Annotated in this window: 24 protein-coding genes; 15 read left to right on the forward strand and 9 right to left on the reverse strand. The window is 54.8% G+C overall.

Features of this window, described 5'->3' with window-relative positions:
• Positions 1-264 precede the first annotated feature (264 nt).
• The 6 genes from ACR0LF_RS06455 to ACR0LF_RS06480 all read left to right on the forward strand — a co-directional run bounded on the left by ACR0LF_RS06455 (position 265) and on the right by ACR0LF_RS06480 (position 7,627).
• On the forward strand, positions 265-1,593 hold the full coding sequence (locus ACR0LF_RS06455) for a flavin monoamine oxidase family protein (RefSeq protein WP_480580506.1): 1,329 nt from the start codon (positions 265-267) through the stop codon (positions 1,591-1,593).
• 214 nt (positions 1,594-1,807) lie between these two features.
• Positions 1,808-3,088: an NAD(P)/FAD-dependent oxidoreductase gene (locus ACR0LF_RS06460; RefSeq protein ID WP_480580504.1), complete on the forward strand. Its 1,281-nt coding sequence runs from the start codon at positions 1,808-1,810 to the stop codon at positions 3,086-3,088.
• A gap of 21 nt (positions 3,089-3,109) precedes the next feature.
• Entirely contained in the window at positions 3,110-4,492 is a 1,383-nt protein-coding gene (locus tag ACR0LF_RS06465; RefSeq protein WP_480580503.1) for an aldehyde dehydrogenase family protein, read from the forward strand.
• A gap of 21 nt (positions 4,493-4,513) precedes the next feature.
• Positions 4,514-5,827, forward strand: coding sequence for an omega-aminotransferase AptA (gene aptA / locus ACR0LF_RS06470; protein WP_480580501.1), 1,314 nt, complete (start codon positions 4,514-4,516; stop codon positions 5,825-5,827).
• Positions 5,828-5,889: 62 nt separating this feature from the next.
• Positions 5,890-6,246 (forward strand): cupin domain-containing protein, encoded by a 357-nt coding sequence (locus tag ACR0LF_RS06475; protein WP_480580500.1) that lies wholly within the window; start codon positions 5,890-5,892, stop codon positions 6,244-6,246.
• 67 nt (positions 6,247-6,313) lie between these two features.
• The gene (locus ACR0LF_RS06480) at positions 6,314-7,627 is read left to right on the forward strand and encodes an NAD(P)/FAD-dependent oxidoreductase (protein ID WP_480580498.1); all 1,314 of its coding nucleotides are present in this window, start codon (positions 6,314-6,316) and stop codon (positions 7,625-7,627) included.
• Here the strand turns inward: ACR0LF_RS06480 and ACR0LF_RS06485 are convergent.
• From ACR0LF_RS06485 to ACR0LF_RS06525, 9 genes are all read right to left on the reverse strand, one after another.
• Positions 7,624-8,361: a DUF1194 domain-containing protein gene (locus ACR0LF_RS06485; RefSeq protein WP_480580496.1), complete on the reverse strand. Its 738-nt coding sequence runs from the start codon at positions 8,359-8,361 to the stop codon at positions 7,624-7,626. The genes ACR0LF_RS06480 and ACR0LF_RS06485 overlap by 4 nt on opposite strands.
• Positions 8,358-9,026 carry a glutathione S-transferase family protein gene (locus ACR0LF_RS06490; RefSeq protein ID WP_480580493.1) on the reverse strand — a complete coding sequence of 223 codons (669 nt, stop codon included), beginning with the start codon at positions 9,024-9,026 and terminating at the stop codon, positions 8,358-8,360. Before ACR0LF_RS06490 ends, ACR0LF_RS06485 begins: the two co-directional genes overlap by 4 nt.
• Complete coding sequence (locus ACR0LF_RS06495; RefSeq protein WP_480580491.1) at positions 9,026-9,757, reverse strand: type 1 glutamine amidotransferase; 732 nt, start codon at positions 9,755-9,757, stop codon at positions 9,026-9,028. The genes ACR0LF_RS06490 and ACR0LF_RS06495 overlap by 1 nt, the downstream gene beginning before the upstream one ends.
• The gene (locus ACR0LF_RS06500; RefSeq protein WP_480580489.1) at positions 9,757-11,088 is read right to left on the reverse strand and encodes an NAD(P)/FAD-dependent oxidoreductase; all 1,332 of its coding nucleotides are present in this window, start codon (positions 11,086-11,088) and stop codon (positions 9,757-9,759) included. Before ACR0LF_RS06500 ends, ACR0LF_RS06495 begins: the two co-directional genes overlap by 1 nt.
• Before the next feature lie 2 nt (positions 11,089-11,090).
• A complete protein-coding gene (locus ACR0LF_RS06505; RefSeq protein ID WP_480580488.1) occupies positions 11,091-12,431 on the reverse strand; it encodes a glutamine synthetase family protein in 1,341 nt (446 codons plus the stop codon).
• Positions 12,428-13,246 carry an ABC transporter permease gene (locus ACR0LF_RS06510; RefSeq protein WP_480580486.1) on the reverse strand — a complete coding sequence of 273 codons (819 nt, stop codon included), beginning with the start codon at positions 13,244-13,246 and terminating at the stop codon, positions 12,428-12,430. Before ACR0LF_RS06510 ends, ACR0LF_RS06505 begins: the two co-directional genes overlap by 4 nt.
• Positions 13,243-14,139 carry an ABC transporter permease subunit gene (locus tag ACR0LF_RS06515; protein ID WP_480580484.1) on the reverse strand — a complete coding sequence of 299 codons (897 nt, stop codon included), beginning with the start codon at positions 14,137-14,139 and terminating at the stop codon, positions 13,243-13,245. The genes ACR0LF_RS06510 and ACR0LF_RS06515 overlap by 4 nt, the downstream gene beginning before the upstream one ends.
• Positions 14,140-14,150: 11 nt before the next feature.
• The gene (locus ACR0LF_RS06520; protein WP_480580482.1) at positions 14,151-15,290 is read right to left on the reverse strand and encodes an ABC transporter ATP-binding protein; all 1,140 of its coding nucleotides are present in this window, start codon (positions 15,288-15,290) and stop codon (positions 14,151-14,153) included.
• Positions 15,291-15,362: 72 nt separating this feature from the next.
• Positions 15,363-16,451 carry a polyamine ABC transporter substrate-binding protein gene (locus ACR0LF_RS06525; RefSeq protein ID WP_480580481.1) on the reverse strand — a complete coding sequence of 363 codons (1,089 nt, stop codon included), beginning with the start codon at positions 16,449-16,451 and terminating at the stop codon, positions 15,363-15,365.
• A gap of 159 nt (positions 16,452-16,610) precedes the next feature.
• Here ACR0LF_RS06525 and ACR0LF_RS06530 point away from each other — a divergent pair, with 159 nt between their 5' ends.
• From ACR0LF_RS06530 to ACR0LF_RS06570, 9 genes are all read left to right on the forward strand, one after another.
• Positions 16,611-17,261, forward strand: coding sequence for a GntR family transcriptional regulator (locus tag ACR0LF_RS06530; RefSeq protein WP_480580479.1), 651 nt, complete (start codon positions 16,611-16,613; stop codon positions 17,259-17,261).
• A 110-nt stretch (positions 17,262-17,371) separates the two neighbouring features.
• Positions 17,372-18,748, forward strand: coding sequence for a glutamine synthetase family protein (locus ACR0LF_RS06535; protein ID WP_480580477.1), 1,377 nt, complete (start codon positions 17,372-17,374; stop codon positions 18,746-18,748).
• A gap of 17 nt (positions 18,749-18,765) precedes the next feature.
• Positions 18,766-20,160 (forward strand): aspartate aminotransferase family protein, encoded by a 1,395-nt coding sequence (locus ACR0LF_RS06540; RefSeq protein WP_480580475.1) that lies wholly within the window; start codon positions 18,766-18,768, stop codon positions 20,158-20,160.
• A 14-nt stretch (positions 20,161-20,174) separates the two neighbouring features.
• On the forward strand, positions 20,175-21,476 hold the full coding sequence (locus ACR0LF_RS06545) for an NAD(P)/FAD-dependent oxidoreductase (protein WP_480580473.1): 1,302 nt from the start codon (positions 20,175-20,177) through the stop codon (positions 21,474-21,476).
• Positions 21,477-21,550: 74 nt separating this feature from the next.
• Positions 21,551-22,180 carry a TetR/AcrR family transcriptional regulator gene (locus ACR0LF_RS06550; protein ID WP_480580471.1) on the forward strand — a complete coding sequence of 210 codons (630 nt, stop codon included), beginning with the start codon at positions 21,551-21,553 and terminating at the stop codon, positions 22,178-22,180.
• A gap of 10 nt (positions 22,181-22,190) precedes the next feature.
• Complete coding sequence (locus tag ACR0LF_RS06555; protein ID WP_480580469.1) at positions 22,191-23,525, forward strand: NAD(P)/FAD-dependent oxidoreductase; 1,335 nt, start codon at positions 22,191-22,193, stop codon at positions 23,523-23,525.
• A gap of 20 nt (positions 23,526-23,545) precedes the next feature.
• On the forward strand, positions 23,546-23,905 hold the full coding sequence (locus ACR0LF_RS06560) for a cupin domain-containing protein (protein WP_480580467.1): 360 nt from the start codon (positions 23,546-23,548) through the stop codon (positions 23,903-23,905).
• Between the two features lie 49 nt (positions 23,906-23,954).
• Complete coding sequence (locus ACR0LF_RS06565; RefSeq protein ID WP_480580465.1) at positions 23,955-25,385, forward strand: aldehyde dehydrogenase family protein; 1,431 nt, start codon at positions 23,955-23,957, stop codon at positions 25,383-25,385.
• A gap of 954 nt (positions 25,386-26,339) precedes the next feature.
• Entirely contained in the window at positions 26,340-26,654 is a 315-nt protein-coding gene (locus ACR0LF_RS06570; protein ID WP_480580463.1) for a hypothetical protein, read from the forward strand.
• The last annotated feature ends 131 nt before the right edge of the window (positions 26,655-26,785 follow it).

Below are 26,785 nucleotides of genomic sequence, written 5' to 3' on the forward strand. Positions count from 1 at the left end.
TGAAAAGGAGCGTCGGGGCACCCGCGCGCTTGTGATGAAACCAGCTCCCTAAGAAAGGTAACTATTGATCAAAATCACATGTCAAGCTTGTGGCGTTAAGTTTACACGTAGAATTGAACAGTAGTGATTGCCTCAAATTCTTAACAAATTTTGGTAATTTATACCTACTTTTACTATGTTAAGCATCACGGGGATTGTTTGAAAGCCTTCATTGGGGTAATGATGCGCCATGAACGGTTTTGATCAAAAGTGGAGGGACGCTATATGGCCATGATTACCAGAAGGAATGCTCTGCTGACCGGCGCAGCGGCGCTTGCGACGCCGATGTTTGTGCGCCGTGCTCATGCAGCTGACGTAGATGTCGTTGTGATTGGCGCGGGTGCTGCCGGTATTTCGACAGCACGTGAACTTACACGTCGTGGCTTGACGGTTACGGTTATTGAAGCCGATAGCCGTATAGGGGGGCGCGTTCACACGGACTCCGAAGTATTTGGCGTGCCCTATGATGTTGGAGCTCATTGGTTGCATTACAGGGAAGAAAACCCCTTTGTGGATTACGGGCTTGAAAACGGATTTGACCTGTACAAAAGCCCGCTTGACGAGATTTGGTATAACGGTGACCGTCCCATGACGGACAGCGAGCTCGCGGCATATCGAGCGGCTGACGAGGCAGCAGTTGATGCGATGTTGCTCGCAGGAGAGAACGGGCAAGATGTCTCTGCTGCATCTGTTGTGCCTGATGCTGGCGATCTGAACTTGATGGTAGACGTATATCAGGGCGCGTATGAGATGGCCAAGGATCTGGCCAATTTCTCATGCTCAGACTGGTACTCGGCCGAAGGTGGCACTGATTGGTACTGCCGCGAAGGTTTCGGCACTCTGTTTGCGCACAGCGCCCGCGATGTACCCGTCACACTTGAAACCGCTGCTTCAGAAATTCGCTGGGGTGGCTCTGGTGTCGAGGTTGTGACCGACAATGGCACTATCAAGGCGCGTGCTGTTGTCGTAACAGTTTCAATGGGCGTTCTGGCAAGCGGGGACATCAAGTTCGACCCGCCGCTGCCGGTAAAAAAGCAGGAAGCAATCAACGTCCTGACCATGGGGCACTACAACCATGTTGCATTGCAGCTGAGCGAGAATTTCTTTGGCATCGGTGAAGACGGCTACTATGGCTATAAAATCACTGAACAGATGAACGGCGCGCCCAAGGGCTTTGGTGCGCTTGTCGATGCCAGCGGTCACGGCATCACTTATTGCGATCTAGGTGGCGACTTTGCGCGCCAGATGTCGGATGAAGGCACCGGCGCAATGTATGACTTCGTTGTTTCCGAACTGAAAAAGGCATTCGGCTCTAAGGTTGAGGATGCCATCATCAACAGTTCCACATTTGATTGGACCACCAATCCTTACACCTATGGTTCTTACGCTTCTGCGGAACCTGGTGGTGCATGGTCGCGCGACGAATTGCGTTCACAGGAAGCGGACCGCCTATGGTTTGCTGGTGAAGCGCTAAGTGAAGATGACTGGGCGACAGTCGCTGGTGCTCACAAGTCCGGCCTAGTTGTGGCAGAGGACATCCACAATACACTGTAGCGTATGTCAAAGTTTCAGTTGATCTATCAGTGCGGGGTGCAGTTGCGCCCCGTTTTTTGTTTTTGTCAAAACTGTTAAGTGAATCGAGTACTTTAAGGCGAAATTCATCCGTCAACGTATGAAAATAATTATAAAACAATAGATTGCGAAATTTTAAACGAGCCCTTGCGTTGATGGATTGTTGATAATAAATTTGATCAAAAAGGGAATCTGTATGCACACAAACTCGTACTATGCAGCAACGACCCGTGATACCAACGGGTTCGCGACATTGTCAGAGAACTTGGATGTGGATGTTGCAATCATCGGGGGCGGCTTTAGCGGTGTCGCCGCTGCTGTTGAGTTGGCCGAGCGCGGCAAGACCGTTGCATTGCTTGAAGCCAAGAAAATCGGTTGGGGCGCCACCGGACGGAACGGTGGTCAAATCACCGGCAGCCTGTCAGGCGATATTGCTATGGCGCGCGAGTTCAAGCGCACCGTCGGCTCAGAGGCGGATGACGTTGTGTGGCAGACGCGCTGGAAGGGCCATGACATCATTCGCAACCGGATTGAAAAATACGGTATTGAGTGCGATCTGAATTTCGGCCACCTCCAGACCGCGATGAAGCCTGCGCATATGGAAGAGTTGAAGGCCATCCATGACGAAGCGCAAGAGCGCGGCATGGGGGACGATCTTGAGCTGATCGACGGCAAGGACATTCCCAAATATCTGGAAACGGAGATTTACTGCGGTGGCCTGCTAAATCGGCGCAACATGCACGTCCATTCAATGGACCTGTGCGTGGGAGAGGCTCGGGCGGCAGAATCACTGGGCGCAAAAGTGTTCGAAAACTCGCAGGTGACGAAGATCGAACATGGTGTTCGTCCGGTTCTGGTCACCGAGCATGGCCGAGTTACCGCGGATACCGTGCTGATTGCAGGCAACGCCTATCACTTCCTCGAACAGAAGGAGCTGGCAGGCAAGCTGTTCCCGGCGTCGCTGGCTAATATGGCCACGGCTCAGCTGGGCGAAGAGGTTGCGCGCCAGATCAACCCGCATAACCTGGCCGTGTACGATTGTCGGTTCGTGCTGGACTACTATCGTTGCACCGCCGATCACCGCCTGATGTTCGGTGGCGGAACCAACTATTCCGGTCGCGACAGCAAAGATATCGGTTCAGAATTGCGACCGGCAATGGAGCGAACGTTTCCGCGCCTGAAAGGTGTGGATATCGAGTTCAGCTGGGCCGGTATTGACGGTATCGTCATCAACCGCATCCCACAGGTCGGCAAGATCAGCGACAACGTGTTCTACGTACAGGGCTATTCCGGGCATGGCATCGCCCTCACCCATATCATGGGCGAGATCATGGCCGAGGCCATCACCGGCGACATGACGGATTTTCTTATCTACGAAAACGTTCGTCACATGAAACTGCCGTTCACCCGCGCGCTTGGAAGTCAGGCGATTGCGGTAGGCATGATGTACTACAAACTCAAGGAAAAACTGCGCTGATCCGCAGAGGAGATCTGATAAATGTCTGAAATCAAATGCGTATCGCCGGTCAACGGCGAAGTATATGTAACCCGTCAGGCTATGTCCAAAGATGAGGCGTTGGACCGGATCAAACGCAGCAAGGCAGCGGGCAAGGACTGGGCCGCACGTCCGCTGACAGAACGTCGTGATCTGGTCATGAAAGCCATCCACCAGCTGGCAACCCACCGCGACGAAGCGGCCGAACAGGTCGCCCATATGATGGGTCGCCCCACGGCGCAGTTCTTTGAATTCAACGGTTGTGTCGAGCGCGCAACCTATATGGCCGATATTGCCGAAGAGGCGCTGAAGCCAATTGTGGCTGAGGATAGCGACAAGTTTGAACGCCGTATTGAGAAAGAGCCGGTTGGCATCGTCTTTATTGTGGCGCCTTGGAACTATCCGTTCCTGACCACTATCAACTCACTGGTGCCTGCATTGATCGCTGGTAACTCGGTCATCATGAAGCACGCAGCCCAGACCCTGATTGCAGGTGAGTTGATCGTAAAAGCTTTTGACGAGGTGGGTTTCCCGACCGATGTTTTGCAAAATGTGTTCTTCGACCACAGCACTACGTCCGAGTTGATCGGCGAAGGCCATTTCGGCTTTGTCAACTTTACCGGCTCAGTTGGCGGCGGCCAAGCGATGGAGCGCGCGGCGGCGGGTACATTCACCGGCGTTGGCACCGAATTGGGCGGCAAGGATCCGGCTTATTTGATGCAAGACGCCGATGTGGATGCAGCTGTTGCGACCCTTATGGATGGTGCGTTCTTCAACGCCGGTCAGTGCTGCTGTGGGATTGAGCGCGTTTATGTCCATGAAAGTAAGTTCGACGAGTTCGTTGAAAAGGCCGTGGCCGAGGTAAACAAGCTGAATCTGGGCAACCCGTTTGAAGAGGGTACGACCATTGGTCCCATGGCCAATGTGCGATTTGCGCAGGAAGTGCGCGACCAGATCAGTGAGGGCATCGCTGATGGCGCAAAGGCGTTGATCGACCCGGAAAATTTCCCGGCGGATGATGGCGGGGCCTATCTGGCACCGCAGATCCTGGTGGACGTAAACCACGACATGCGCGTGATGCGTGACGAAAGCTTTGGCCCGGTTGTCGGCATCATGAAGGTGTCGTCTGATGAGGAAGCCATCGCGTTGATGAATGACAGCGAGTTTGGACTGACAGCAAGCCTGTGGACGCAGGATGCCGACCGCGCCGCCGAAATTGGTGCCCGGATCGAAACTGGCACCGTGTTCATGAACCGCTGCGACTATCTGGACCCTGCTGTATGTTGGACCGGCTGTAAGAATACAGGACGCGGCACAACACTGTCGATACTTGGTTACAACTCACTGACGCGGCCAAAATCCTATCACCTGAAGAAAGCGCTGTAACGACAGCTTTGTGAGGACATTATGAACCTTCAAAACCGAAATCTCGACGCCTATTGGATGCCGTTCACGGCCAATCGGCAATTCAAGGCGGCTCCCAAGATACTATCTGGGGCCAAGGGAATGCACTACACAACCGACGATGGCCGAGAGATCATCGACGGCACCGCCGGACTGTGGTGTTGCAACGCGGGCCACGGCTATCAGGAAATTGCCGATGCGGTTCATCACCAGTTAAGTCAGATGGACTATGCTCCGAGTTTTAACATCAGTCACGATCTGGCTTTTGCCTTTGCCGAACGCCTCAAGGCATTGGCTCCCGAGGGGTTCGATCATGTGTTTTATACCGGTTCAGGATCGGAATCGGTTGATACTGCGCTCAAAATGGCTCTGGCCTATCACAGAGCCCGTGGCGAAGGTACAAGAACCCGCTTCATCGGGCGCGAACGCGGTTATCACGGGGTAGGCTTTGGCGGCATTTCTGTTGGCGGTATCGTTAACAACCGCCGTCAGTTCGGCGGTATGTTGACCGGCGTTGACCATCTGCGCCACACGCATCTGCCGGAAAACGCCTTTGCCAAGGGGCAACCCGAATACGGCACCGATCTGGCCGAAGATTTGGAACGCATCGTTGCGCTGCACGGTGCGGAAACCATCGCGGCCTGTATCGTTGAGCCTGTTGCCGGGTCAACTGGCGTTTTGGTTCCGCCCAAGGGCTACCTTGAGCGCCTGCGTGAGATCTGCACCAAACACGGTATCCTGCTGATATTTGATGAGGTGATCACTGGCTTTGGCCGTCTCGGTACGCCGTTTGCATCCCAGTTCTTTGGCGTGACCCCCGACTTGTTCACCACGGCCAAGGGTCTGACCAACGGCGTAGTTCCTATGGGCGCTGTGTTTGCCCAAAAGCACGTTCATGACGCGTTCATGCAGGGCCCGGAAAACATGATCGAGTTGTTCCACGGGTACACCTATTCAGGCCATCCGATTGCCTGTGCAGCCGGTTTGGCCGTTCTGGACATCTACGAATCCGGTCAATTGCTGACCCGTGCTGCGGACTTGAATGAGAAATGGCAGCATGCGGTGCATTCGCTGCGCGATGAACCGAATGTTATCGATATTCGAAATCTGGGCCTGATCGGCGGGATTGAGCTGTCCTCGCGCGACGGAGCTCCGGGCGCACGTGCTTTTGACGTGTTCACTGAGTGCTTCGAACAAGGTGCGCTGATCCGCGTGACCGGCGACATCATCGCCCTGTCACCGCCATTGATCATCTCGGAAGATCAGATTGACGAACTGATCGGCATCCTCCGCGTGGCACTACGCAAGGTTCAATAACAAATCTCCCCAACTGGTCCGGCGCAATGCCGGGCCGCCTTTTTCCCGGAGTTCTAAAAACAATGAGCAACAATACGATAACGCGTGTCGATCGGTCAGTTCCGCTGCACGAAAGCGACATTGCCGCCGAGAAGCTGATCTCGGGCGAGCCAGCGACACGCCTCTGGAATGCTTATTCCGACAGTACTGAGCAGTTCAACGTGGGGCAGTGGTCCAGTGAGGCGTGCAAACTGAACGTCAACTACTCGGAAAACGAATTGTGCATCCTGCTCGAGGGTACAGCAACCATTGAAAACCAAGACGGTGACATGTGGACCTTCTATCAAGGTGACGCGTTCGTGATCCCGGCAGGCTTTGTCGGCACCTGGGAGTCGGTGACGCCAGTACGCAAGATCTATGCGGCATTCGACGCAACCTGATCCAATCAATCAAATGTAACAAATCAGAGACAACTGGCGACTTTGGTGGGCGCCGATTGGAGGGGACATGCGCTCGGAAGCAAGACCGCACATTGTAATTGTCGGAGGAGGCGCCGGGGGATTGAATCTGGCGACTCGCCTCAGCCGTTCCTTGGGACGCCGCGGTCGGGCCGAAGTGACCTTGGTTGACGAAAATCTGACTCACATGTGGAAACCCTCACTACATGAATTTGCCGCCGGAACCAAGGGCAACGAGGACGAGATCAGCTTTCTCGAACATTCCAACCGGAATGGATACAACTTTCGGCTAGGACGGCTGAGCGCGCTGGATCTTGAAGCCAAAACCATTCTTCTGGACCCTGTCCGGGACAGCGCGCAAAAACTCCTGGCCCCGCAGCGCACATTGCATTTCGACTATCTGGTTTTGGCAATCGGCAGCCGATCCAATGACTTCGGCTGTAGTGGGGTGTCCGAACACTGCATGTTCCTGGATACACCTAAGCAAGCCAAGAAGATGCAGGCTGAACTGCTGAACCTTTGCCTGCGTCTGGAAACTGGCGCGCTAGGCGAAGGAGTCTCAAAACTCAATATCTGTATCATCGGCGGTGGTGCGACCGGAGTGGAACTTGCCGCCGAACTGCGTGAGGCGACTGAACAGTTTGCCCGTCATGGGATCGATAAGCTGCGTGACCCTTCGTCAGTCAACATCACACTTGTAGAAGCAGCAGATCGGCTGGTTGCTGCACTGCCTGAACAAGTGTCGGAAAAGGTAGCGAGCAAGTTGCACAGTATCGATGTCGATTTGCGCCTGTCTTCAATGGTCGAAGAAGCCACATCGGACGGTGTGCGCCTACAGGGCGGTCAAAAGATTCCGGCTGAGCTGATGGTCTGGGCCGCAGGCATCAAGGCACCTGCAATTCTGAAAGAACTGGACGCTTTCGACATTGGCTCGCTTGGTCGTATCAGTACCCGCTCGACATTGCAGACAACAAGAAGCGACTCCGTGTTCGCCATCGGCGACTGCTCTGAATGTCAGTGGCCAGAAAAAGGAACTTCTCTGCCGCCGCGGGCGCAGGTCGCCTCGCAGCAAGCCGAGTTCATGGAGACGCAGTTGCGCCGTGCAATCGAGGGTAAGGCACTGGAAAATTTTCGGTATGTCGACCGAGGATCATTGGTGGCGATCAGCAAGTATTCGGCCGTCGGTTCGCTGATGGGTCGGGCGCTGGGAACCATGACGATTGAGGGTTGGCTGGCCCGTCGCGCCTATAGGTACCTGCACTTTGCACATGAATCGGCGGTTCAGGGTAATTGGCGGGCAGCGACACGCAGCCTGTTGTCGCAGGCGATGAAACGTGTGCGCCCGCAGCTCAAGCTTCACTAGTCTGTTTGTACTCCCATTCGGGTTTCCCGAACCAGAGTGCTCGGGTTGGTCTGGGACAACCGGAACTGTAACTCGCGTTCCAGTTTACGGCGCATCGCGTGACGGATGCTGTCTGAATTGCTGATGGCCATCACAAACGAACCAGGTCCACCAGCGACAAATGTCGCGTAATAAGCGCCCAGTTCCCTGTCGCTGGTTAGAATGGCAAGGCCATTGATTGTTATTCCCTGATCAATGGCGATCTGGCGGGGCAGCAAAGGGTTCACGCCGGAATTGTTCCGGGCGTCGCCCGAGATATCTATCTTGCGAAAAAGACCGGTGAAATTGTTGCTGTTAAGCAAATCGGTGGCCCTTGTGATTGCTTCTCCGATTGCAGTAGCGCGTCCGCCACCCTCGCGCTGGACTTGTTCGACTTGTTTGGCAAATGCCACCGCGTCATTTGCTGTGCGCAGATGGAACCAAGGCAGGACGGGGCGGTTTAGATGGCCATAGCTCCACTCCATCACAGTGACTGCCAGACCGTCAGGCATTGCGTTAATTGCCTGTTGTACCCGAGGCCCCCGCATCGCATCCGCGACGCCCAGAAGTTGCAGCGCAAATTCCTGATCCGAAACGCTGACCGAGGTGTCGATAGCAATCACCAGTTCGATATCGACCGGCACCTGTGCGCGGGATGCGGTAGCCCACCAGATCACAAGCAGACCGGTCAGCACAAACGCAAGCCGCTGGATCATTCGTCCGCCACAGGTGGGCCGGGGTTGGTGGCAATCGCGGACGGGTGCGCGGCAAACCATTCATACCAGCGCGACAAGGCCGGAAAGCGGCGTAACATGTCCGAACCCTCTCTGGTCATGACAAAGTAACCAATGAACGGCCCCAGATACAAGTCAGCTAGCGTGATCGACCGCTGATCCAGGATCAACCCTTCGGTGATAAACGCGTCTACAGCAGCCAGCACGCGGCCCGCCCCGCGAAGGCCGTCGGTAATGGCTTCTTCGTTTGGCGATTTACCTTCAAGTGGTGAAAACAGTCGCTCCGAGACGACCTTGTCAATCATCGGATTGACGGCATAGTCATCCAGCAGCGACATCAATTGCGTCATGCGGGCGGCGCGCCGGGGTTCGGGCGGTATCAGAGATGGCCCTTCGAACACCAGATCGACATAGCGCAGGATTGCGCTGGCCTCGTACAAGACGAAGTCGCCATGCACCAGCGTCGGGATTCGACCAAACGGATGAAGCGCCAGGTAGCTGTCGGGCAGGGGTGGGTCGAACGGGTCTGTCTCGACAATATCGAATGGCAGACCTCGTTCATGCAGCGCCAACCGCGCTATCCAAAAATAGAGCGACTCCTCAATGCCATATAGCGTCAGCTGGCTTAAGTTTCCGACCGGGACCATCAGGCCGGCGTCTTTTGCTTCAGCAAGTAGTCACGCACCAGATCGGCCACCATCGAGCGGTTGTCGTCAATCGCCATGTTGCGCTGGCCCTGATCCACGTCTTCGTCTTTCAGTACGCTGCCGCGGCGGTTCTCAAGCAAGTCACTGGCATAGGGTTTGCCAAACTCGGGGTGGCCCTGAACCGTGATCGCAAAGCCGGGATACCACAGCGCGCCGTGTTCGCAGAAATCCGTCGAGGCGATGGTCACAGCGCCATCAGGTTTCTTTTCAACCTGGTCCTGATGGTAGGCCTGGATGGCGATGTTTCTGGGGGGGTTACCCAATTCATCGGGCCAGTCACCAGTCGTTGGGTATTCATGAACGCCAAGGCCCCAGCCCTTGTCGGATTTGCATACCACACCACCCAGGGCCTGCGCGATGATCTGGTGGCCAAAGCAGATACCGAACATCAGTTTGCCCGAGTCTCGCGCACCGCGTATGAACGCTTCGAGCGGTGGAATCCATGCATGATCTTCGTATGCTCCGAATTTCGACCCTGTGATCACCCAAAGGTCAGCATCTCTCGGGCTGGCCGGAAATTCCTCGTCCAGAACAGCATAGGATGAAAACTCGGCATCCAGATCACCCAGCCATTGCTGCACCATACCGGGATAGTCACCGTGGATCGGGGCCAGTTCTTCGGGCGGGCGGCCGGTTTCCAGAATACCGACGCGAAGTTTCTGATCGCTCATCATGCTCTCCTATCTTGCAGTCCGTACCATGCGTAGATCAGAGGCAGCATTGCGCGCCGCCAACGTCCCAGTTCGAACTTACGCATGGGTTGGGTCATTACATGTGGGGTTTGAAGCCCGTGGTTCAAAATTTGCCCGGCAACCATCGCGCCGGTATAGCTGCCCATGGCGACACCGTTGCCGTGATAGCACAGCGCAGCCCAGGTTCTATCCATTCCGGGGATCGGCCCGGCAAAAGGGGTGAAGTTGCGGGAAAGACACACAAGCCCCGACCAGTAATGCGCCGTTTCTACGTGTTGCCAGGCCGGGAACATGCGGTCGAAATCAGCCCGGGCACGGGCTTTGGTTCCTGCCTCGCTATGTGTCGTGGTGCGCGATGAGGCGCGCAATCCAAACAGCATCCGATTGTCCGACAGCAGGCGGAAATAGTGAAGCAGATTGCGACTGTCATAGCACATCTGGCGGCTGGTAAATCCTTGGACCTTAAGCTCGTTGTCGGTCATCGGGCGGGTGGCGATGATACCGGACTGGACCGGCAGGTAACGCCCACCCAGCCAAGTCGGCAAGGTTTCAGAGCTATAGCCATTGGTGGCAACGATCAGGTTTTTGGCACGCAACTCGCCTTGTGCGGTTTTCAGCAGGTGCAGGCCATTGTCCGATTGCGAAATATCAGTCACGGCGCTGCCGCCGTAGATACGCACACCCGCGTCTGACGCTACACGGGCAAGCCCGGTGACGTACTTCATCGGGTTTAGGGCAAAGCCTATTGGCGTCGTCAGGGCTCCGTAGAATTCGGCGCTGTACAGTCCGTGATCTTCCAACGCTTCGCGCCGAAGAAATTCAGGTTCTGCGCCATAAACATCCCGATATCCGGCGATCTCGTCCTGCATCTCATCCGCAACTCTTTGCGAATGTGCCAGACGGGTTTCGCCCTTGGAGTGGGTGTCGGCGTCGATCCCATAATCATCCAGCCGGGTCCGAACGAATCCGACAGCATCGCGCTCGGCGCGCATATAGTCCAGCGCATGGTCCTTGCCGAACCGGCGAGTCAGATCAGCCAACCCGGTTTTTGAACCGCCAATGCAGCAAAATCCGCCATTGCGACCCGAGGCACCCCATCCCGGTTGTTCGGCATCCAGAATGACCACGTCCTGTCCACTATGCGCCAATTCCAGAGCTGCGTTCAGGCCGGTGAAACCTGCTCCGATTATCGCAGTGTCACACTTGGCCGCCCCGGTCAGCACCGCATAATCCCGGCGCTGAACCGTGGTATTCCAGTAGCTGTCCGCGATCGGGGCAGCCCCATAGGCCATATCTTCGAACAGTCGCATCGTCACATCCGGCTGAGATAATAAGTGTACTCCGCAGGGGTGATGGGGTCTTGAATTGACGAAATCTCATCGCGCTTAACGGTCGAATATAGTTCACGGTAGTCGCCGAAAATCTCCTGCGCTATGGGCGCGGAAGCAAACCGATCGACGGCAGAGTACCAGTCATGATCCAAAGGTTGGGCCGGTACACAATCAGGATCGTCCAGCGGGAGCTGCAAATCAGGTGCGTTTTCTAAGCCATGTATCATGCCGCCGAGAATGGCAGCCATTGCCAGATAGGGGTTGGTATCGGCACCGCTGATGCGATGTTCAAGACGAGCGCCAGGGCCTTTGGTTTCCGGTAGCCGGACTGATGCAGCACGGTTATCCAGACCCCAGTCGGGCGTGGCCGGCGCAAAGCTGTTAGGCCGGAAACGGCGGTATGAATTACCATGCGGCGCGAATATCGCTTGCAGGTCGCGCATACTGCCTAGAACACCAGACACGGCGTTGCGCAGATTCTGCGCAATCTCTTCACCATTGGCTGGCAAGAAAATGTTCTTACCGTTCTTGTCGACGACCGAGGCATGTACATGCATGCCATTGCCGGGATGATCTAAATAGGGTTTGGCCATGAAAGTGGCCTCGAACCCATGGCTGGCCACAACGCCGCGCACCAGACGTCGGAACAGGATTGCCGTTTCTGCGGCCGCCAACACATCTTCGGTGTGGTGGAAATTGATTTCGAACTGGCCAGGGCCGTACTCGGCGATCAGGGTATCGGTTGCCAGACCCTGTGCCGCGCTGGCGGACAGGATATCATTCAAGATCGTCTCGCGCCGCGCCAGAAGTTCCATGTCGTAGTTTTGCGCATCTGGGCTAAAAGACGGTGGGCAGGGCGCCTCAGAACGTTCATTGCGGGGGCGAAGGATGTAGAATTCCAGCTCTGTTGCAACAACCGGGCGCCATCCTTTTTCGTCAAACCGGTTCCAGACTGAGCGCAGTATCTCGCGCGGAGACTGAGCGCTAATGTTGCCCTGCATGTCCGTCATTTCGACCAGAACCTGTGCGACGTTCCCGGCGAGCCATTGGGCCGGGTGCAGTGTTCCCTCAATAGGAACCAGAATTCCGTCGGGGTCACCAAATTCGATGCCCAACCCGGTATTTTCTACCTCGTTGCCCATTATTGCAGGCGCATAGGTGGACAGGGGCAGTCGAACTGCCCCTTTTTCCAGTTTATCGACGCCGTCGCCGGGCACCCATTTGCCCCGAAGAACTGCGTTCAGGTCGCACAGCAACAACTCGATACGGTCCGGAACACCATGTGCCTGGCAATAGGCGGCGTAGTCATCGGAAAAACTCACGCCATTTGCTCCGCCATTTGCTCTTCCCTCTGGCGCTTTTTGACCGCGCGCTTACTGGCGAGCGAGACACTTATGGTTCCAATAGTGACGAGCCCGATCAAAATGGTCGACAGCGCGTTGATTTCTGGGCTGACACCCAAACGAACAGAGCTGAAGATCTTGATCGGCAAGGTTGTGGAAGACGGGCCCGCAACAAATGAAGAGATCACCAGGTCATCCAGCGACAATGTCAGAGCAAGCAACCAGCCCGAGATGACAGCAGGCGCGATGATCGGAAGAGTTACGGACCTGAACGCATCGAAAGGAGTGCAACCCAGATCCAGCGCCGCCTCTTCGACCGAGCGGTCAAAGCTGACCAGACGAGAGCTGACCACAACCGATACATAACACATCGAAAAAGTGGTGTGCGCCAGAACGATCGTCAGGATGCCGCGATCCAGCCCGATTGAGATGAATAGCAACAACAATGACAGGCCGGTGATCACCTCGGGCATCACCAGCGGAGCATAGATCATGCCCGAGAACAGCGTGCGGCCAAAAAACCGCCCGCCTCGCACCAGTACATATGCCGCCATTGTGCCCAGAACCGTCGCCGTGATCGAGGATGCAAGTGCCACCTTCAATGTGACTACCGCCGCGTCCAGGAACGCCTCGTTCTTCATGAGCTCACCGTACCATTTGGTCGAGAAGCCGCCCCAGACTGTAACCAGTCGGGATTCATTGAAGCTGTAGATGATCAGGATGACCATCGGCAGATACAGAAACGCAAACCCAAGCGTCAGTGAAGTTGTGTTGAACCAAGTCAGGCGTCTCATTGCTCGGCCTCCATCATTTTCTGTTCATTGCGCTGGTAAAGCACGATCGGGATGATCAGGATCAACAGCAGAACGATGGCCACCGCGCTCGCCACCGGCCAGTCGCGGTTCGAGAAGAATTCCTCAAACAGGACCTTGCCGATCATAAGCGTACCCGAGCCACCCAGCAGCGACGGGATCACGAACTCTCCCAGTGCCGGAATGAAAACAAGGAAGCAGCCCGCTATGATGCCGGATTTTGACAGCGGAACCGTGATCAGCCAGAACGCGGATGTTCTGGAGCACCCAAGGTCTTCGCCAGCTTCCAGCAGCGATCCGTCCAGTTTTTCAAGTGTCGAATAGATCGGCAGGATCATGAAAGGGCAGTATGTATAGACGATGCCGATATAGACGGCCACGTTTGTGTTCAGGATTGTCAACGGTTCGCCTATGACACCCAACCACAAGAGGAACTGGTTCAGCAGACCTTCCTGACTGAGGATGCCCATCCATGCGTACACACGGATCAGGAAGCTGGTCCAGAAGGGTAGGATCACCAGCATCATCAGGGTCGGGCGCCATTCGTCCGGCGCATTTGCCATGCCGTAGGCGATTGGAAAACCGACCAATAGGCATAAGAAAGTTGCGAGAAACGCGATTTTTAGGCTTGAAAGATAGCTTTTCCAGTACAGGTCGTCCTCTGTCAAAAAGACAAAGTTTTCAAAATCCAGCTGCGAAAAGAACTCTTTGATAGATGCCCAGCCGCCGGCCAGATCAAGTGTTGGAGTGTAGGGTGGAATTGCCAGTGCCGTGTCCGACAGCGAGATTTTGAGAACGATACCAAATGGAATCAGAAACAATACCAGCAGCCAGACATATGGCACGGAGATTAGGAAAAAACGCCTGAAGTTCATCACTTTCTCCGTTATCTGTCCAGCACGATGCCGGCAGTTTCAGTCCAGGACAGCCAGACATCGTCTTCCCAGGTCAGATTGCGGCGGGCAAGTCGGCGATTGTTCGCAGCTTGCGCCTTGACCATGGTGCCGTTCGACAATTCGACTTTGTAGGTCGAGATGTTACCCAGATAGGCAATGTCGTGAATCTTGCCTTGGACAACGTTTACTTGTGTGTCCGGCCGCTCTTTGCTGATGTTCACCTTCTCTGGGCGAATAGCGAAAGTGCAGCGTGCTTCGGAATTCGGAGCATGGGGGCATTCGGCGACCAGTGGTTGCTGACCTTCGGCCCAATGTATTTCGACTTTGCCGTCACCGCGTGGTTTGGTGTTGCCTTCGATCAGATTCACATCGCCGATAAAATCGGCCACGTAGACGGAATTGGGTGTCTCATAGATACGGTCTGGGGTTTCAACCTGGATCAGTTCGCCATGATCCATGACAGCTATGCGGCTGGCAACTGTCATCGCCTCTTCCTGATCATGCGTCACGATCACGAAGGTGGTGCCAGTCTTTTCCTGAATATCCATCAGTTCGAACTGGGTATCCTGACGCAGTTTTTTGTCCAGCGCGCCCAAAGGTTCGTCGAGTAACAGTAGCTTGGGGGCTTTGGCAAGCGAACGGGCCAGGGCCACGCGCTGACGCTGGCCACCGGAAATCTGGTGAGGTTTACGCCGTGCGAATTTCTGAAGCTGAACCAGGTTCAGCATTTCTTCAACGCGCTCCTCAATCTGCTCTTTCGGCATCTTGTCGCGTTTGAGGCCAAAGGCGATGTTGTCCCAGACCGTAAGGTGCGGGAACAGCGCATAGCTTTGGAACATCATGTTCACTGCGCGTTTGTTCGGAGGAATATTGGCCATGTCCTGGCCATCAATCGTGATCACACCTTCTGTTGGCGTTTCGAATCCGCCCAGCATCCGCATTAGAGTTGTCTTGCCGCAACCCGAAGGGCCAAGCAAAGCAAAAAACTCTTTTTTGTAGATATCCAGCGTAACATCGTTGATTGCAGTGAAAGAACCAAATCTCTTAGTTACTGACTTAAAGGAAATCAAAGGCGTTTCCCGTGAGTCTGTCCAAGGTTCAAAGGTCGGTGCGATAGCGGGTTGATTCATTTTGTTTCTCCCTACGGAAGCCGCCCGGCCATTTCTAAAGGCCGGGCGGTTCTTGGTCACGTGAATTTGAGCTCAGGTGCCCGATTTAACCTTTGTCCAAAGGCGAGTTGCTGCACGCTGTGCCTTCGGTCCCCAGGGAGAAGTGGTGTACAAGTTACCCATCGTGGTGTCATCCGGGTAAATTGCGGTGTCGCCAATCACGTCTTCTTCCAGTTCCTGACCTTCCGGGTTCACACCGTTGGCGAAGTAGACATAGTTGGATGCAATCGCGATATTTTCAGGATCGATGATGAAATTGATGAAAGCGTGTGCCGCATCAACATTCGGAGCATCTGAAGGGATCGCCATCTGATCGAACCACATCAGTGAACCTTCCTGAACCGCATTATACACGACCTCAACCCCGTTTTCGGCTTCTGCCGCACGGTCACGTGCCTGAAGTATGTCACCCGACCAGCCGAAGGCTACGCAGATGTCGCCATTGGCCAAGGCAGTGATGTATTCCGAGCTGTTGTATTTTTTGACGTAGGGGCGAACCGCAGCCAGAACGGCCTCGGCTTTTTCGATCGTCTCAACATCCTGAGCGTCAGGATTTTCGCCGATGTAGTTCAGTGCCGCAGGGATCATCTCACCTGGAGCGTCCAGGAAATACACGCCGCACTCGGCCAATTTTTCCATGTTCTCGGGATTGAAGACCAAGTCTAGCGAGTCGATTGGAGCATCCTCGCCCAATACAGCGTGGACTTTTTCCGGGATGGCGCCAATGCCGGTCGTGCCCCACATGTAGGTCACGGAATAGGCATTGTCGGGGTCATAGCGTTCGGTGCGCTCCTGAATGGCGTCCCACAGGTGTTCGGCGTTCGAAAGCTTGGACTGGTCCAGTGGCTGGAAGACGCCTGCAGCGATCTGGCGTTGCAGGAAGGTGCCCGATGGCACAACCACATCATAACCCGATTGACCGGCCAGCAGTTTAGTCTCAAGGACTTCATTGCTATCAAACACATCATAGATCAGCTCGATGCCCGTTTCTTGCTCGAACTTCTCCAAAAGCGATTCATCGATGTAGTCTGACCAGTTGTACACACGCACTTCTTCCGCCAACGCGGTTTGTGCGGTTACTGCCGCAATCGCAAGCAGCGAACACGATTTCAATTTGAGCATTCATTCCTCCCTATTGGTTGCACTCAGATTGAATGCACTTTTGATCAAAAAATGATTCTTTGCAATCCCCACACTCACATTTGATAGTTTCATGACCCTCGACTATATTGCCGATCGGAAATCTACAAAGTCGCTAATTGACAGAATGAAGGGAGAAAGATGAACCGCTTAGTGGGCAGAAAGCCGGAGCATGAGACTATATACACCCAGTTGAAGGAGCAGTTGCTTTTTGGTGAATTTGTACCAGGCCAACCTCTGACGATCCATGGGCTTGCTGAATCCATCGGTTCTGGAGTTACACCTATTCGCGAAGCGATACGCCGCCTCACTGCCGAAGGGGCTCTTGTCACGCGCGAGAATCGAAGGGTCGAAATCCCTAGAATGACCCAAAGACGGCTGAATCAGATCGAACTGGTTAGATTGTCTGTTGAGCCTGCTTTGGCAATGATGGGTGCGGAAAATAGTAGTGTGGATGTTACTGCCGATTTGGAATTCTGGGATGAGCAGGTCAACCAAGCAATTGAAGTCGGCGACATCCGGAAATACCTCGAAGCAAACTACCAGTTTCATTTTTCGTTGTACGCTGCAGCAGACGCACAAGTGTTGTTTCGAGTGGCTGAATCACTGTGGCTTCAAGTGGGTCCAGCACTGCGAGTCGGTTGTGGGCGCTTTGGAACAGCCAATTTGGTTGATCAACATAGAGCAGCCACAACCGCGCTTAGAGAAAAAAACTTTGATGCGGTCAAGCTGGCCTTTGAGGAGGATATTCGCCAAGGGATGCAGTTTGTTTTGCAGGCAACAAAAGTGTAACAAAACGATCAAATCCGATACTCGGGAATGGGTGATTGACTATCTGATAATTTTTGATCAAAACTTCTATAGATTGGTCGCCAACTCAATGGGCGACCCAGGAGGTTTGGATGGTGTCCGTAAAAAGATCGGCTTGGCAGGAGAATCTGCCGGATGAATTCGCGCTATTTGCTCAAGGGCGCAGGATCGATGAAGTAGAATGCATCGTACCGGATATCGCGGGTACTTCTCGTGGCAAGGCAATGCCTGCAGTGAAGTTTGATCCTATGTCAGACTTGGCGCTTCCGATTTCCCTATTTTATCAGACAATCTCAGGTGAGTATGTCGACATGGAAATCGAAGGGCAATGGCTTGAGAAAGACATTGTTCTCAAGCCTGATATGGGTACCGCTTGCGCCATACCCTGGTCGGATGATGTTTCCGTACAAGTGATTTGCGATATGTTCAACCGCGATGGATCTTCATTGGCGATCTCACCGCGTGTTGTTTTGCAACGTGTTTTGCAGGCCTTTGCAGACAAGAACTGGACACCAGTTGTTGCGCCCGAGTTGGAGTTCTACCTAACTAAGCCAAATCTCGATCCCAATGAGCCCATCGAACCTCCGATTGGGCGTACTGGTCGCAGGGGAGCGAGTCGACAGGTGTATTCCATGGCGGCAGTGGATGATCATGGCCCCGTGATTGACACGATTTACGACTTCGCAGAAGCACAAGGACTTGAAATCGACACGGTTATTCAGGAAGGCGGAGCCGGCCAGGTTGAGATCAATCTGATGCACGGTGACCCGCTGCACCTTGCCGACCAGGTGTTTTTTTTCAAGCGCACTATTCGTGAAGCAGCGCTGAAGAACGGCATGTTCGCAACTTTCATGGCCAAACCCATCCGCGATGAGCCCGGCAGTGCTATGCATGTGCATCAGAGTGTTGTTGATTCAGATACTGGTAATAACATCTTTTCGACTGAGGATGGGTCTGCGTCGGACCTGTTTCGGTGGTTCATCGGTGGTTCTCAGAAGTATCTGATGCAAGTCGTCCCCTTGCTTGCGCCGTATGTGAACTCTTACCGTCGGATTACAGTCGAAGGACAAAGCGCCCCGGCCAATCTAGAGTGGGCGAGCGACAACCGCACCACTGGTCTGCGGGTACCACATTCCGGCCCCGCCGCGCGGCGACTTGAGAATCGCGTCATCGGTATGGATTGTAACCCCTACATTGCAATCGCAGCGTCGTTGGCCTGCGGATACTTGGGTATGATCAACAAGATTGAACCACGACCCGAGGCTACGAAGGAGGTTTGGGAGGCAGAGGAACCACTGCCGTCCAGTTTGCGTGAGGCTTTGGATCGCTTTGAGGACGCAAGCGAAATCCGGGAGGTTCTGGGCGAAGAGTTTTGCCAGTTGTTTGCCGACATCAAACGAGCAGAAAACGAAGAGTATCAGCGTGAAATTTCCCCTTGGGAACGGCAACACCTTCTTTTGAACGTTTGATTGGAGGCTGATAGAACATGAGAAAAGTTTCAAATCACCTTCCGACAGCAGAATTGCAGGCAATGGACGCTGCGCACCATCTGCACCCGTTTTCCAAAGGGCAGGAGCTTAATGAGAAAGGTGCGAGAGTAATCACGGGAGCGAAAGGTGTTTGGCTCAGGGATAGCGAAGGTACTGAAATCCTTGACGGGATGGCGGGTCTTTGGTGTGTCAATATAGGCTACGGCCGCCCGGAACTGGCGGAAGTCGCTGCGCGGCAGATGAACGAACTGCCCTACTACAACACCTTTTTCCAAACCACGCACATACCTGCTCTGATGCTGGCCAAGAAGCTGGCGGAACTTGCCCCCGGTGATTTGAACCATGTGTTTTTTGCCAACGGTGGGTCAGACGCTAATGATACAAACATTCGTCTGGTGCGCACCTACTGGGCCGAAAAGGGTCAGCCCGAGCGCGACGTAATCATCTCGCGCTGGAACGCCTATCATGGCTCGACCATCGGCGGCACATCGTTGGGCGGTATGAAGGGCATGCACGGGCAGGGCAGCCTGCCGATTGCGGGAATTGAGTTCATTGATCAGCCGCATTGGTGGGCCGAGGGTGGCGATAGGTCACCTGAGGAATTCGGGCTTGAGCGTGCGCGCCAACTGGAAGAAAAGATCCAGGAAATTGGCCCGGAAACGGTGGCGGCCTTTATTGGCGAACCAATTCAGGGTGCCGGTGGAGTGATTGTGCCTCCGTCGACCTATTGGCCTGAAATACAACGCATCTGTAAGAAATACGACATCTTGTTGATTGCCGACGAGGTGATCTGCGGATTTGGGCGCACCGGCAACTGGTTCGGGTCGCAGACGTTGCAGATTGAGCCCGACATTATGACCGTCGCCAAGGGGTTGAGCTCTGGATATGCTCCGATCGGTGCCTCTATTGTCTCCGACAAGGTCGCAGATGTCCTAAGCGGTACAGAGTTCAATCACGGTTACACCTACTCTGGCCATCCCGTTGCTTGCGCCGTGGCGTTGGAAAACCTTCGAATCTTGGAAGAAGACGGCATCATTGAGCATGTTCAAAAAGTCGCGGCCCCTTATTTAAAGGAACGATGGGAGCAGCTTATCGATCACCCATTGGTGGGTGAGGCAAAGATAGTTGGAATGATGGCCTCAATCGCATTGACGCCGGACAAGGCCAGCCGAGCTGCATTCGCGTCGGAAGCGGGAACAGTGGGGCTTATTTGTCGCGAACGTTGCTTTGCGAACAATATCATAATGCGCCATGTCGGCGACCGGATGATCATTTCACCGCCCTTAACAATAACGCCCGAACAAATCGACATATTGATCGAGCGGGCCCGAAAATCGCTTGACGAGTGTTTGGAGCAGATCCGCTCGGACGGAATGTTCAAAGCGTCCTGAAAAACGAGACTAAAATGGACTTGCTAACTGCAAACGACCAATTGGGTGAATACCCTAATTCTTACTATGTTGACACCGCCGAGACGCTTAATCGGTTCCCCAAAGCAGTGGGATCGTTAGAATGCGACGTTTGCGTTGTTGGCGCCGGATTCACTGGGCTTTCGACTGCGTATCATCTGGCACAGCGCGGCTATGATGTGATCGTGCTGGACGCGCAGCGCGTGGGCTTTGGCGCATCAGGCCGCAATGGCGGTCAGGTCAGCATGGGCCAGCGAGTCGATCAGGAAGATCTTGAGAGCATGGTCGGTGATGAACATGCCCGTCAATTGTGGGACATCGGCGCACAGGCGGTCGATCTGGTGCGTTCGCTGACCCAGCGGCCCGAGGTGCAGACCGATTTCCACGATGGCGTGATCCATACAGTCCACCGTGAACGCTATCAGTCGCACAGCGTGGACTATGTCGAGCATATGTCCAACAAGTACGGATACGAGAAGATTCGTTTGCTGGACAAGGATGAATGCCGCCATCTGGTCAATTCTCCAGCCTACTATGGCGGTACATTGGACATGGGCGCTGGGCATGTGAACCCCTTCGAATTGGTTCTGGGTCTGGCCCGTTTAGCCGTGAACTCTGGCGCTCGGATTTTCGAACAATCGAAGGTTACGAAGGTAAAGGAAGGCGATCCCGCCCTCGTGACCACCGAGGAGGCCCGCGTCAAGGCGCGTTATGTAGTGATGGGGTGCAACGGGTATCTGGGCACCATGCACAAGCACGTGGCCCAGAGGGTCATGCCGATCAACAACTTTATCGTGTCTACAGAACCGATGAGTCCGGCGGCTCAGGAACAGATCATACGCAACAATTATGCCGTTGCCGACAGCAAGTTCGTGATCAACTACTTCCGGTTCTCGGACGATCACCGCCTGCTATTCGGTGGTACAGAAAGCTACGGCTACAAATTCCCTGCCGACATCGCAAGTGCCGTGCGCAAACCGATGACCGAGATTTTCCCCCAGTTGAAAGGCGTGGGAATCGAGCACGCCTGGGGTGGTACTTTGGGTATCACCATGAACCGCATGCCGCACTTTGAACGGATCAACGGCAACATTTTGACCATGTCTGGTTTTTCCGGTGCGGGAGTTGCCCTGGGCACTTTGGCCGGCCAGATAGCAGCTGAGACCATCGCAGGTCAGGCAGAGCGCTTTGACATCATGGCAAAGGTCCCAACCAAGACCTTCCCGGGCGGGCCGATGTTCCGAACGCCGCTACTCGTTCTCGCGATGTTGTGGTTTAGCCTTCGCGACAGGTTGTGATCTAGGTTCCCGGCGCTTTCAGTGCCGTTGGCGATAAAAACTAAATGGATGGTTAGTTAGAAATGTGTGCCGTAGTGACAAAGCCGGATGGACGCAAAAAACGGGGTGAAGAATCCCAGTCCCGCATTCTAAACGCGGCTATCGACTGTATTGCTGAGTTAGGATTGAGTGGAACGACCATCGGGCGTGTAGCCGAGCGATCTGGTGTTTCTCCATCTCTGATTATCGTTCATTTCGGAACCAAAAAGAACTTGTTTGCCGCGGTCCTCCGCCAGCTATGCGAACCTTACGAGAAGGAATGGCAGGATCTCTGTGATGACCGGCAGAGTGATCCACTAGAGCTGTTATTACGCATGGCTAAAATGGAGCTTCGGCACGCGTCTAAAAACCCAAAGACAATTGCGGTTTGGTTTGCCTTCTGGGGCTTGCGCGAAGGCACGGAGCTTTATGGCGAAATCGTTGGACCGGATGACCTGACCCACACAAAGACTCTGCGGCGCCTTGTCGGCAAGGTTTGTGAAGGCCAGCCGGATGTACAAGTCGAAACAGTTTACTGCGGAGTTTCGTCGATCCTTTGGGGATACTTGTCCATGGTTCACATCGGCTCGGCGACACCTCCACCCGAGCGTGTTTTGTCGGCTATCTGCCAGTTTCTAAGACCTTTTGTTTCGGATGCACGACCCCCTCATCCGAAAATGAATTGAGTGTTGGTTGATGAAAAGACTCTATGAACCCCTTGCATATGGCGATCGCCCGATCCGGGATCGTTATTGGGACAGGACGGTCGAAGCCCCACTGCCGGACTATCCCGCCCAAAGTGGTGAAATTACTTGTGAATTTGCTATTGTTGGCGGTGGGTATACCGGCCTGTCGGCATCTCTCACGCTGGTTGAATCCGGTGCGGATGTTGTCTTGTTGGATGCCCAAGGCCCAGGTTGGGGTGCGTCTGGGCGCAATGGCGGCCTCGTGTCGGTTGGCAGTGCCAAATTGGAAGACGACGACATCGTCAAGAAGTACGGTGCGGCCGACGCGCGGATATTTTTCGATGCGGAACGATCCTCGGTTGATCTGGTCGAGGAATACTTGGACCGGTTCAAGCTGGATGTGGATCGCCATTCCAAAGGCTACACATACGTCGCTCACCGCGCCGACGCGGTTGAGGGCCTGAAGGAATACGGACAAGAATACACCAACCGTTACGGGTTACCCTTCGAATTCGTACCCAAGGAAGAGATGGCTGGTCAGGGCCTGAACAGCCCTGATTTTCATGGCGCGGTGCATTTGCCGATCGGATTTGCCCTGAACCCAATGAAATTTGTGTTGGGTCTGACCCGCCAGGCCGAGGCCGCCGGTGTGCGCATGTTCTCTCATTCACCAGTGACGCGGATTGCGCAAGACAACGGCCATGTATTGTACACGCCAAAGGGGATCGTACGCGCCAAGAAGGTGCTGTTCGCCACCAATGGCTATTCCTCGGACGATCTGCCGCGTGCCTTTGCGGGCCGCTATCTGCCGGTGCAGTCGAATATTCTGGTCACCCGGCCGATGAGCGACAATGAGATAAAGGCACAGGGTTGGTGGAGCAAGCAGATGGTCTGTGACTCGCGCACGTTGTTGCATTACTTCCGCCTGCTGCCGGACAATCGGATGTTGCTGGGTCTGCGCGGTTCTGTCCGGGTGACGGAGAACAATATCGCCGCGACCGAAGCCAAGGCGCGCGCTGATTTCGAGCAAATGTTCCCCGAATGGCGACATGTGGAAACGGCGCATTTTTGGTCGGGTCTGATCTGTATGACCCGCAATCTGGTGCCTTTTGCCGGGGCGGTTCCAGGGCTGGAAAATGCCTGGGCCGCACTAGGGTACCACGGCGGTGGCGTGACCATGGCGCCTTATGCCGGTGCGCTGATTGCCGACATGGCACTGGGTCGTGAAACCCGACCCCATCCCGACCTGATGAAACGGCCGATGCGCCGGTTCGAGCTTGGCCCCTGGCGACGCGCTTCACTGCCGCTGGCCTTCACCTGGTACAACATCAAAGACAACCTCTGACCCAAATTAAGGAGTGCAAAATGAGCGTTCTGAACCTGAAAAATCTGCCCGAAATCGCAGGAGATCAACTGGAAGACTGGGGTCCTGTGCCTGAACCAATCGACAGCGAACCTTCGCTGCTGCGCGGTCTGACATTGGCCGAAAACGAAGACGGATCCGAAGTCGGCGTGTGGACCTGCACCCCTGGAAAATGGCGCCGCAAGATTCAGGATGCAGAGATGTGCTATTTCACCCACGGTTCGTGCACATATACCGACGAGCAAGGCAATGTAACCGAAATCAACGCCGGTGACATGGTGTATTTCCCGGCCATGAGCCTAGGTATTTGGGAGATCAAAGAGCACTCCCGCAAAGCCTACATCACCTACAAAAGCAAGTAACTCCCCGGGGCGCGCGCGCCGCGCCCGTTTCCCCACAGCGAGGCTAATCATGACTTACGCGAATACCGACAAGTTCTACATCAACGGTGAATGGGTTGATCCGCTGTCCTCGAACCCGCTTGATGTCGTCAATCCGGCCACCGAAGAGACCTTTGCCACGCTTTCCATGGGTACGTCGGCTGACGTGGATCGTGCTGTTGCCGCCGCGAAAGAGGCTTATAAAACCTGGGGCCGCACCACCCGTGAAGAACGCGTGAAGGTGATGGAGCGCGTGCTTGAGGTCTACAAACGTCGCCAAGATGAGTTTGCTTTGGCGATCTCGACCGAGATGGGCGCGCCTATTTCGCTGGCCCGGCAAGAACAAGCCGCCGTGGGCGTCAGTCACCTTGAAGCGATGATCGAAGCGCTGAAGGCGTTTGAATTCGAAAAGACCATGCCCAACGGTGACACGCTGATGCGCGGCCCGATCGGTGTTTGCGGCATGATCACGCCGTGGAACTGGCCAATCAACCAGATCGTGCTCAAGGTTGCACCGGCGCTTGCCGCAGGGTGCACCATGGTTTTGAAACCATCCGAGATGACGCCGATTTCCGCGATCCTCTATGCCGAGGTGCTTGATGAAGCCGGTGTGCCCCCGGGTGTGTTCAACCTGGTTCATGGAATGGGGCCAGAGGTGGGCGCAGCCCTGTCCAAACACCCCGACATCGCCATGATGTCCTTTACCGGTTCCTATCGCGGTGGCGTGGCCGTATCATCGGACAGTGCCCAGCATGTGAAACGCGTTGCGCTGGAGTTGGGCGGCAAATCACCGAGCCTGATCTTTGCCGACGCTGATCTTGAGGACGCAATCGAAAACAGCGTCGCATACGTGATGGGTAACACCGGCCAAAGCTGTGACGCACCTTCCCGGATGCTGGTCGAGGCGTCGATCTATGAGAAAGCGGTTGAACTGGCCAAGGCCGCCGCCAATGAGACCGAGGTTGGCAATCCTGCAGAAGAAGGTGAGCATATTGGTCCGCTGGCCTCTGAGGCGCATTGGAACAAGGTGCAGTCGATGATTCAGATGGGCATCGACGAAGGGGCGACACTGGCCGCTGGCGGTACCGGCAAACCCGAGGGGTTTGAAACCGGATACTATGTCAAGCCAACGATTTTCGCCGATGTCACCAATGACATGAAAATCGCGCGCGAAGAGATCTTTGGCCCTGTGATCGTGATGATCCCCTTTTCCGACGAAGAAGAGGCCATCGCCATCGCCAACGATACGGAGTATGGCCTGTCATCGCATATCTATTCCGGTGACAAGGACCGCATCTTGCGCGTTGCCCGCCGCCTTGAGGCGGGTATGGTCAACGTCAACGGCGGCTATATCGAAGCGGGCAGCCCGTTTGGTGGTTACAAGCAATCAGGGGTTGGTCGCGAAGGCGGCGTTCTGGGGTTGGAGGAATTCCTGGAAGCGAAAGCTGTTTCTGCGTTTTGACGGCTAAACTGGTGGGTGCGCCGGGGATCATCCCGAACGCGCATCTATCTGGATTCTGAACACATTGATCCAAAGGGTTGAACAATGAGCAACAAGATCACTAGCATCACCTGTGACGGCACGGCGGAAACAGACCAGCTGCCGAACATCATTTCGGGGAGCGATGTCGCCAAGCTCTGGCTTGGCTGAGGCTGTTCAAGGTTGGCAACCAATCTGGGCTAAGCACAGCTGGAACATCCGAAGACAGCCGGTTCCAGTGTTTTAGTGCCTCCTTCTCCGTTGCCGAGGCGTCCACCACCGCTACAAGACGAATTGTTATCAAGTTGAGTCAGCCGACTTGCTGCTGCCAACTATTGCTCTGTTCCTGAATTGCTTGGCTATCTCGGGTTCTTGGACGAACAGCCACCTGATACCAGTCACGAACTGCAAGGCACAGATATCAATCGGTTCGGCGTCCTTGCCCGTCTGTCGTCGAGTGACGCGCGGGGCATGTTGCTCGTCCGCCGCGCAGAGCTTCCAGTCGAAATTGTATCCTGTTCAAACTTTCAACACTGTCCGACTTGCACGCAAAAAGTGCCCGGCATTTCTCTGGGTCATTGGCGCTACGCATGGTCTATTGCCTATAATTCCTGTGGTACAGGACTATTACCTCTCGGCACGGCGCCAGGTGAAGAGTTTCAAGTTACGTCACGGTCGGAGGCCCGAGCTTCAAAGGGCGCTGCTTGGTTGGAGCAACCGTATTGGCGCGGAAGTCAGCGTGTTGGTCGGCAAGTGGACTTGGCGCTACAGGTGGTACGGGTTCTTGCGCCAGAGCTTCGTCACGCGGGGCTCTGCTCCAAATCCCGCCATGACCGGTATACTATGCTCGTTGCCGTTCACCTATTGATGACGCGACCATTGGTGGCCGTATCTATTGCGTTGCATCGTGATCCTACCGCACGAGATAGGCTGCGCATGGCATTCCCTGGCCAGCGTAGTTTTCTGGATCAACTGGTTCACCTTTCTGGCAGCTTGCCGAGCCCGCTAACAAATGATCGCAAAATTCAGAAGGCCTGGTTCCCGGCACAAAAACCCGACAAACCAACGAAACCCGATTTTCTGGCGACGGCAAAAAAAGCAATCGAACAACTCGGTGTAAATGCAGACCGTGCGGAATTGCTCCGATGTGCGGATCGCACCCTCAAAAAAGTCGCCGCTAGCCTGTGGATATCCGAGAATAAAGGGTACAAAATCGGTTCAACTGTCCCAGAATGTGTTTGCGTCCAGTAATCAAGGGCACAGTGACATCCCCATTGAGTTTGGGCAGGTGCGAAATTGGTGCCGATTTGACGGGAACAAGTTGACTATATGCGCCCCAGCGGCGCACATTTCGAAAAAGTGATTTCGATGAACGCGTTGGG

It is taken from the genome of Ruegeria sp. E8, from assembly GCF_056533985.1.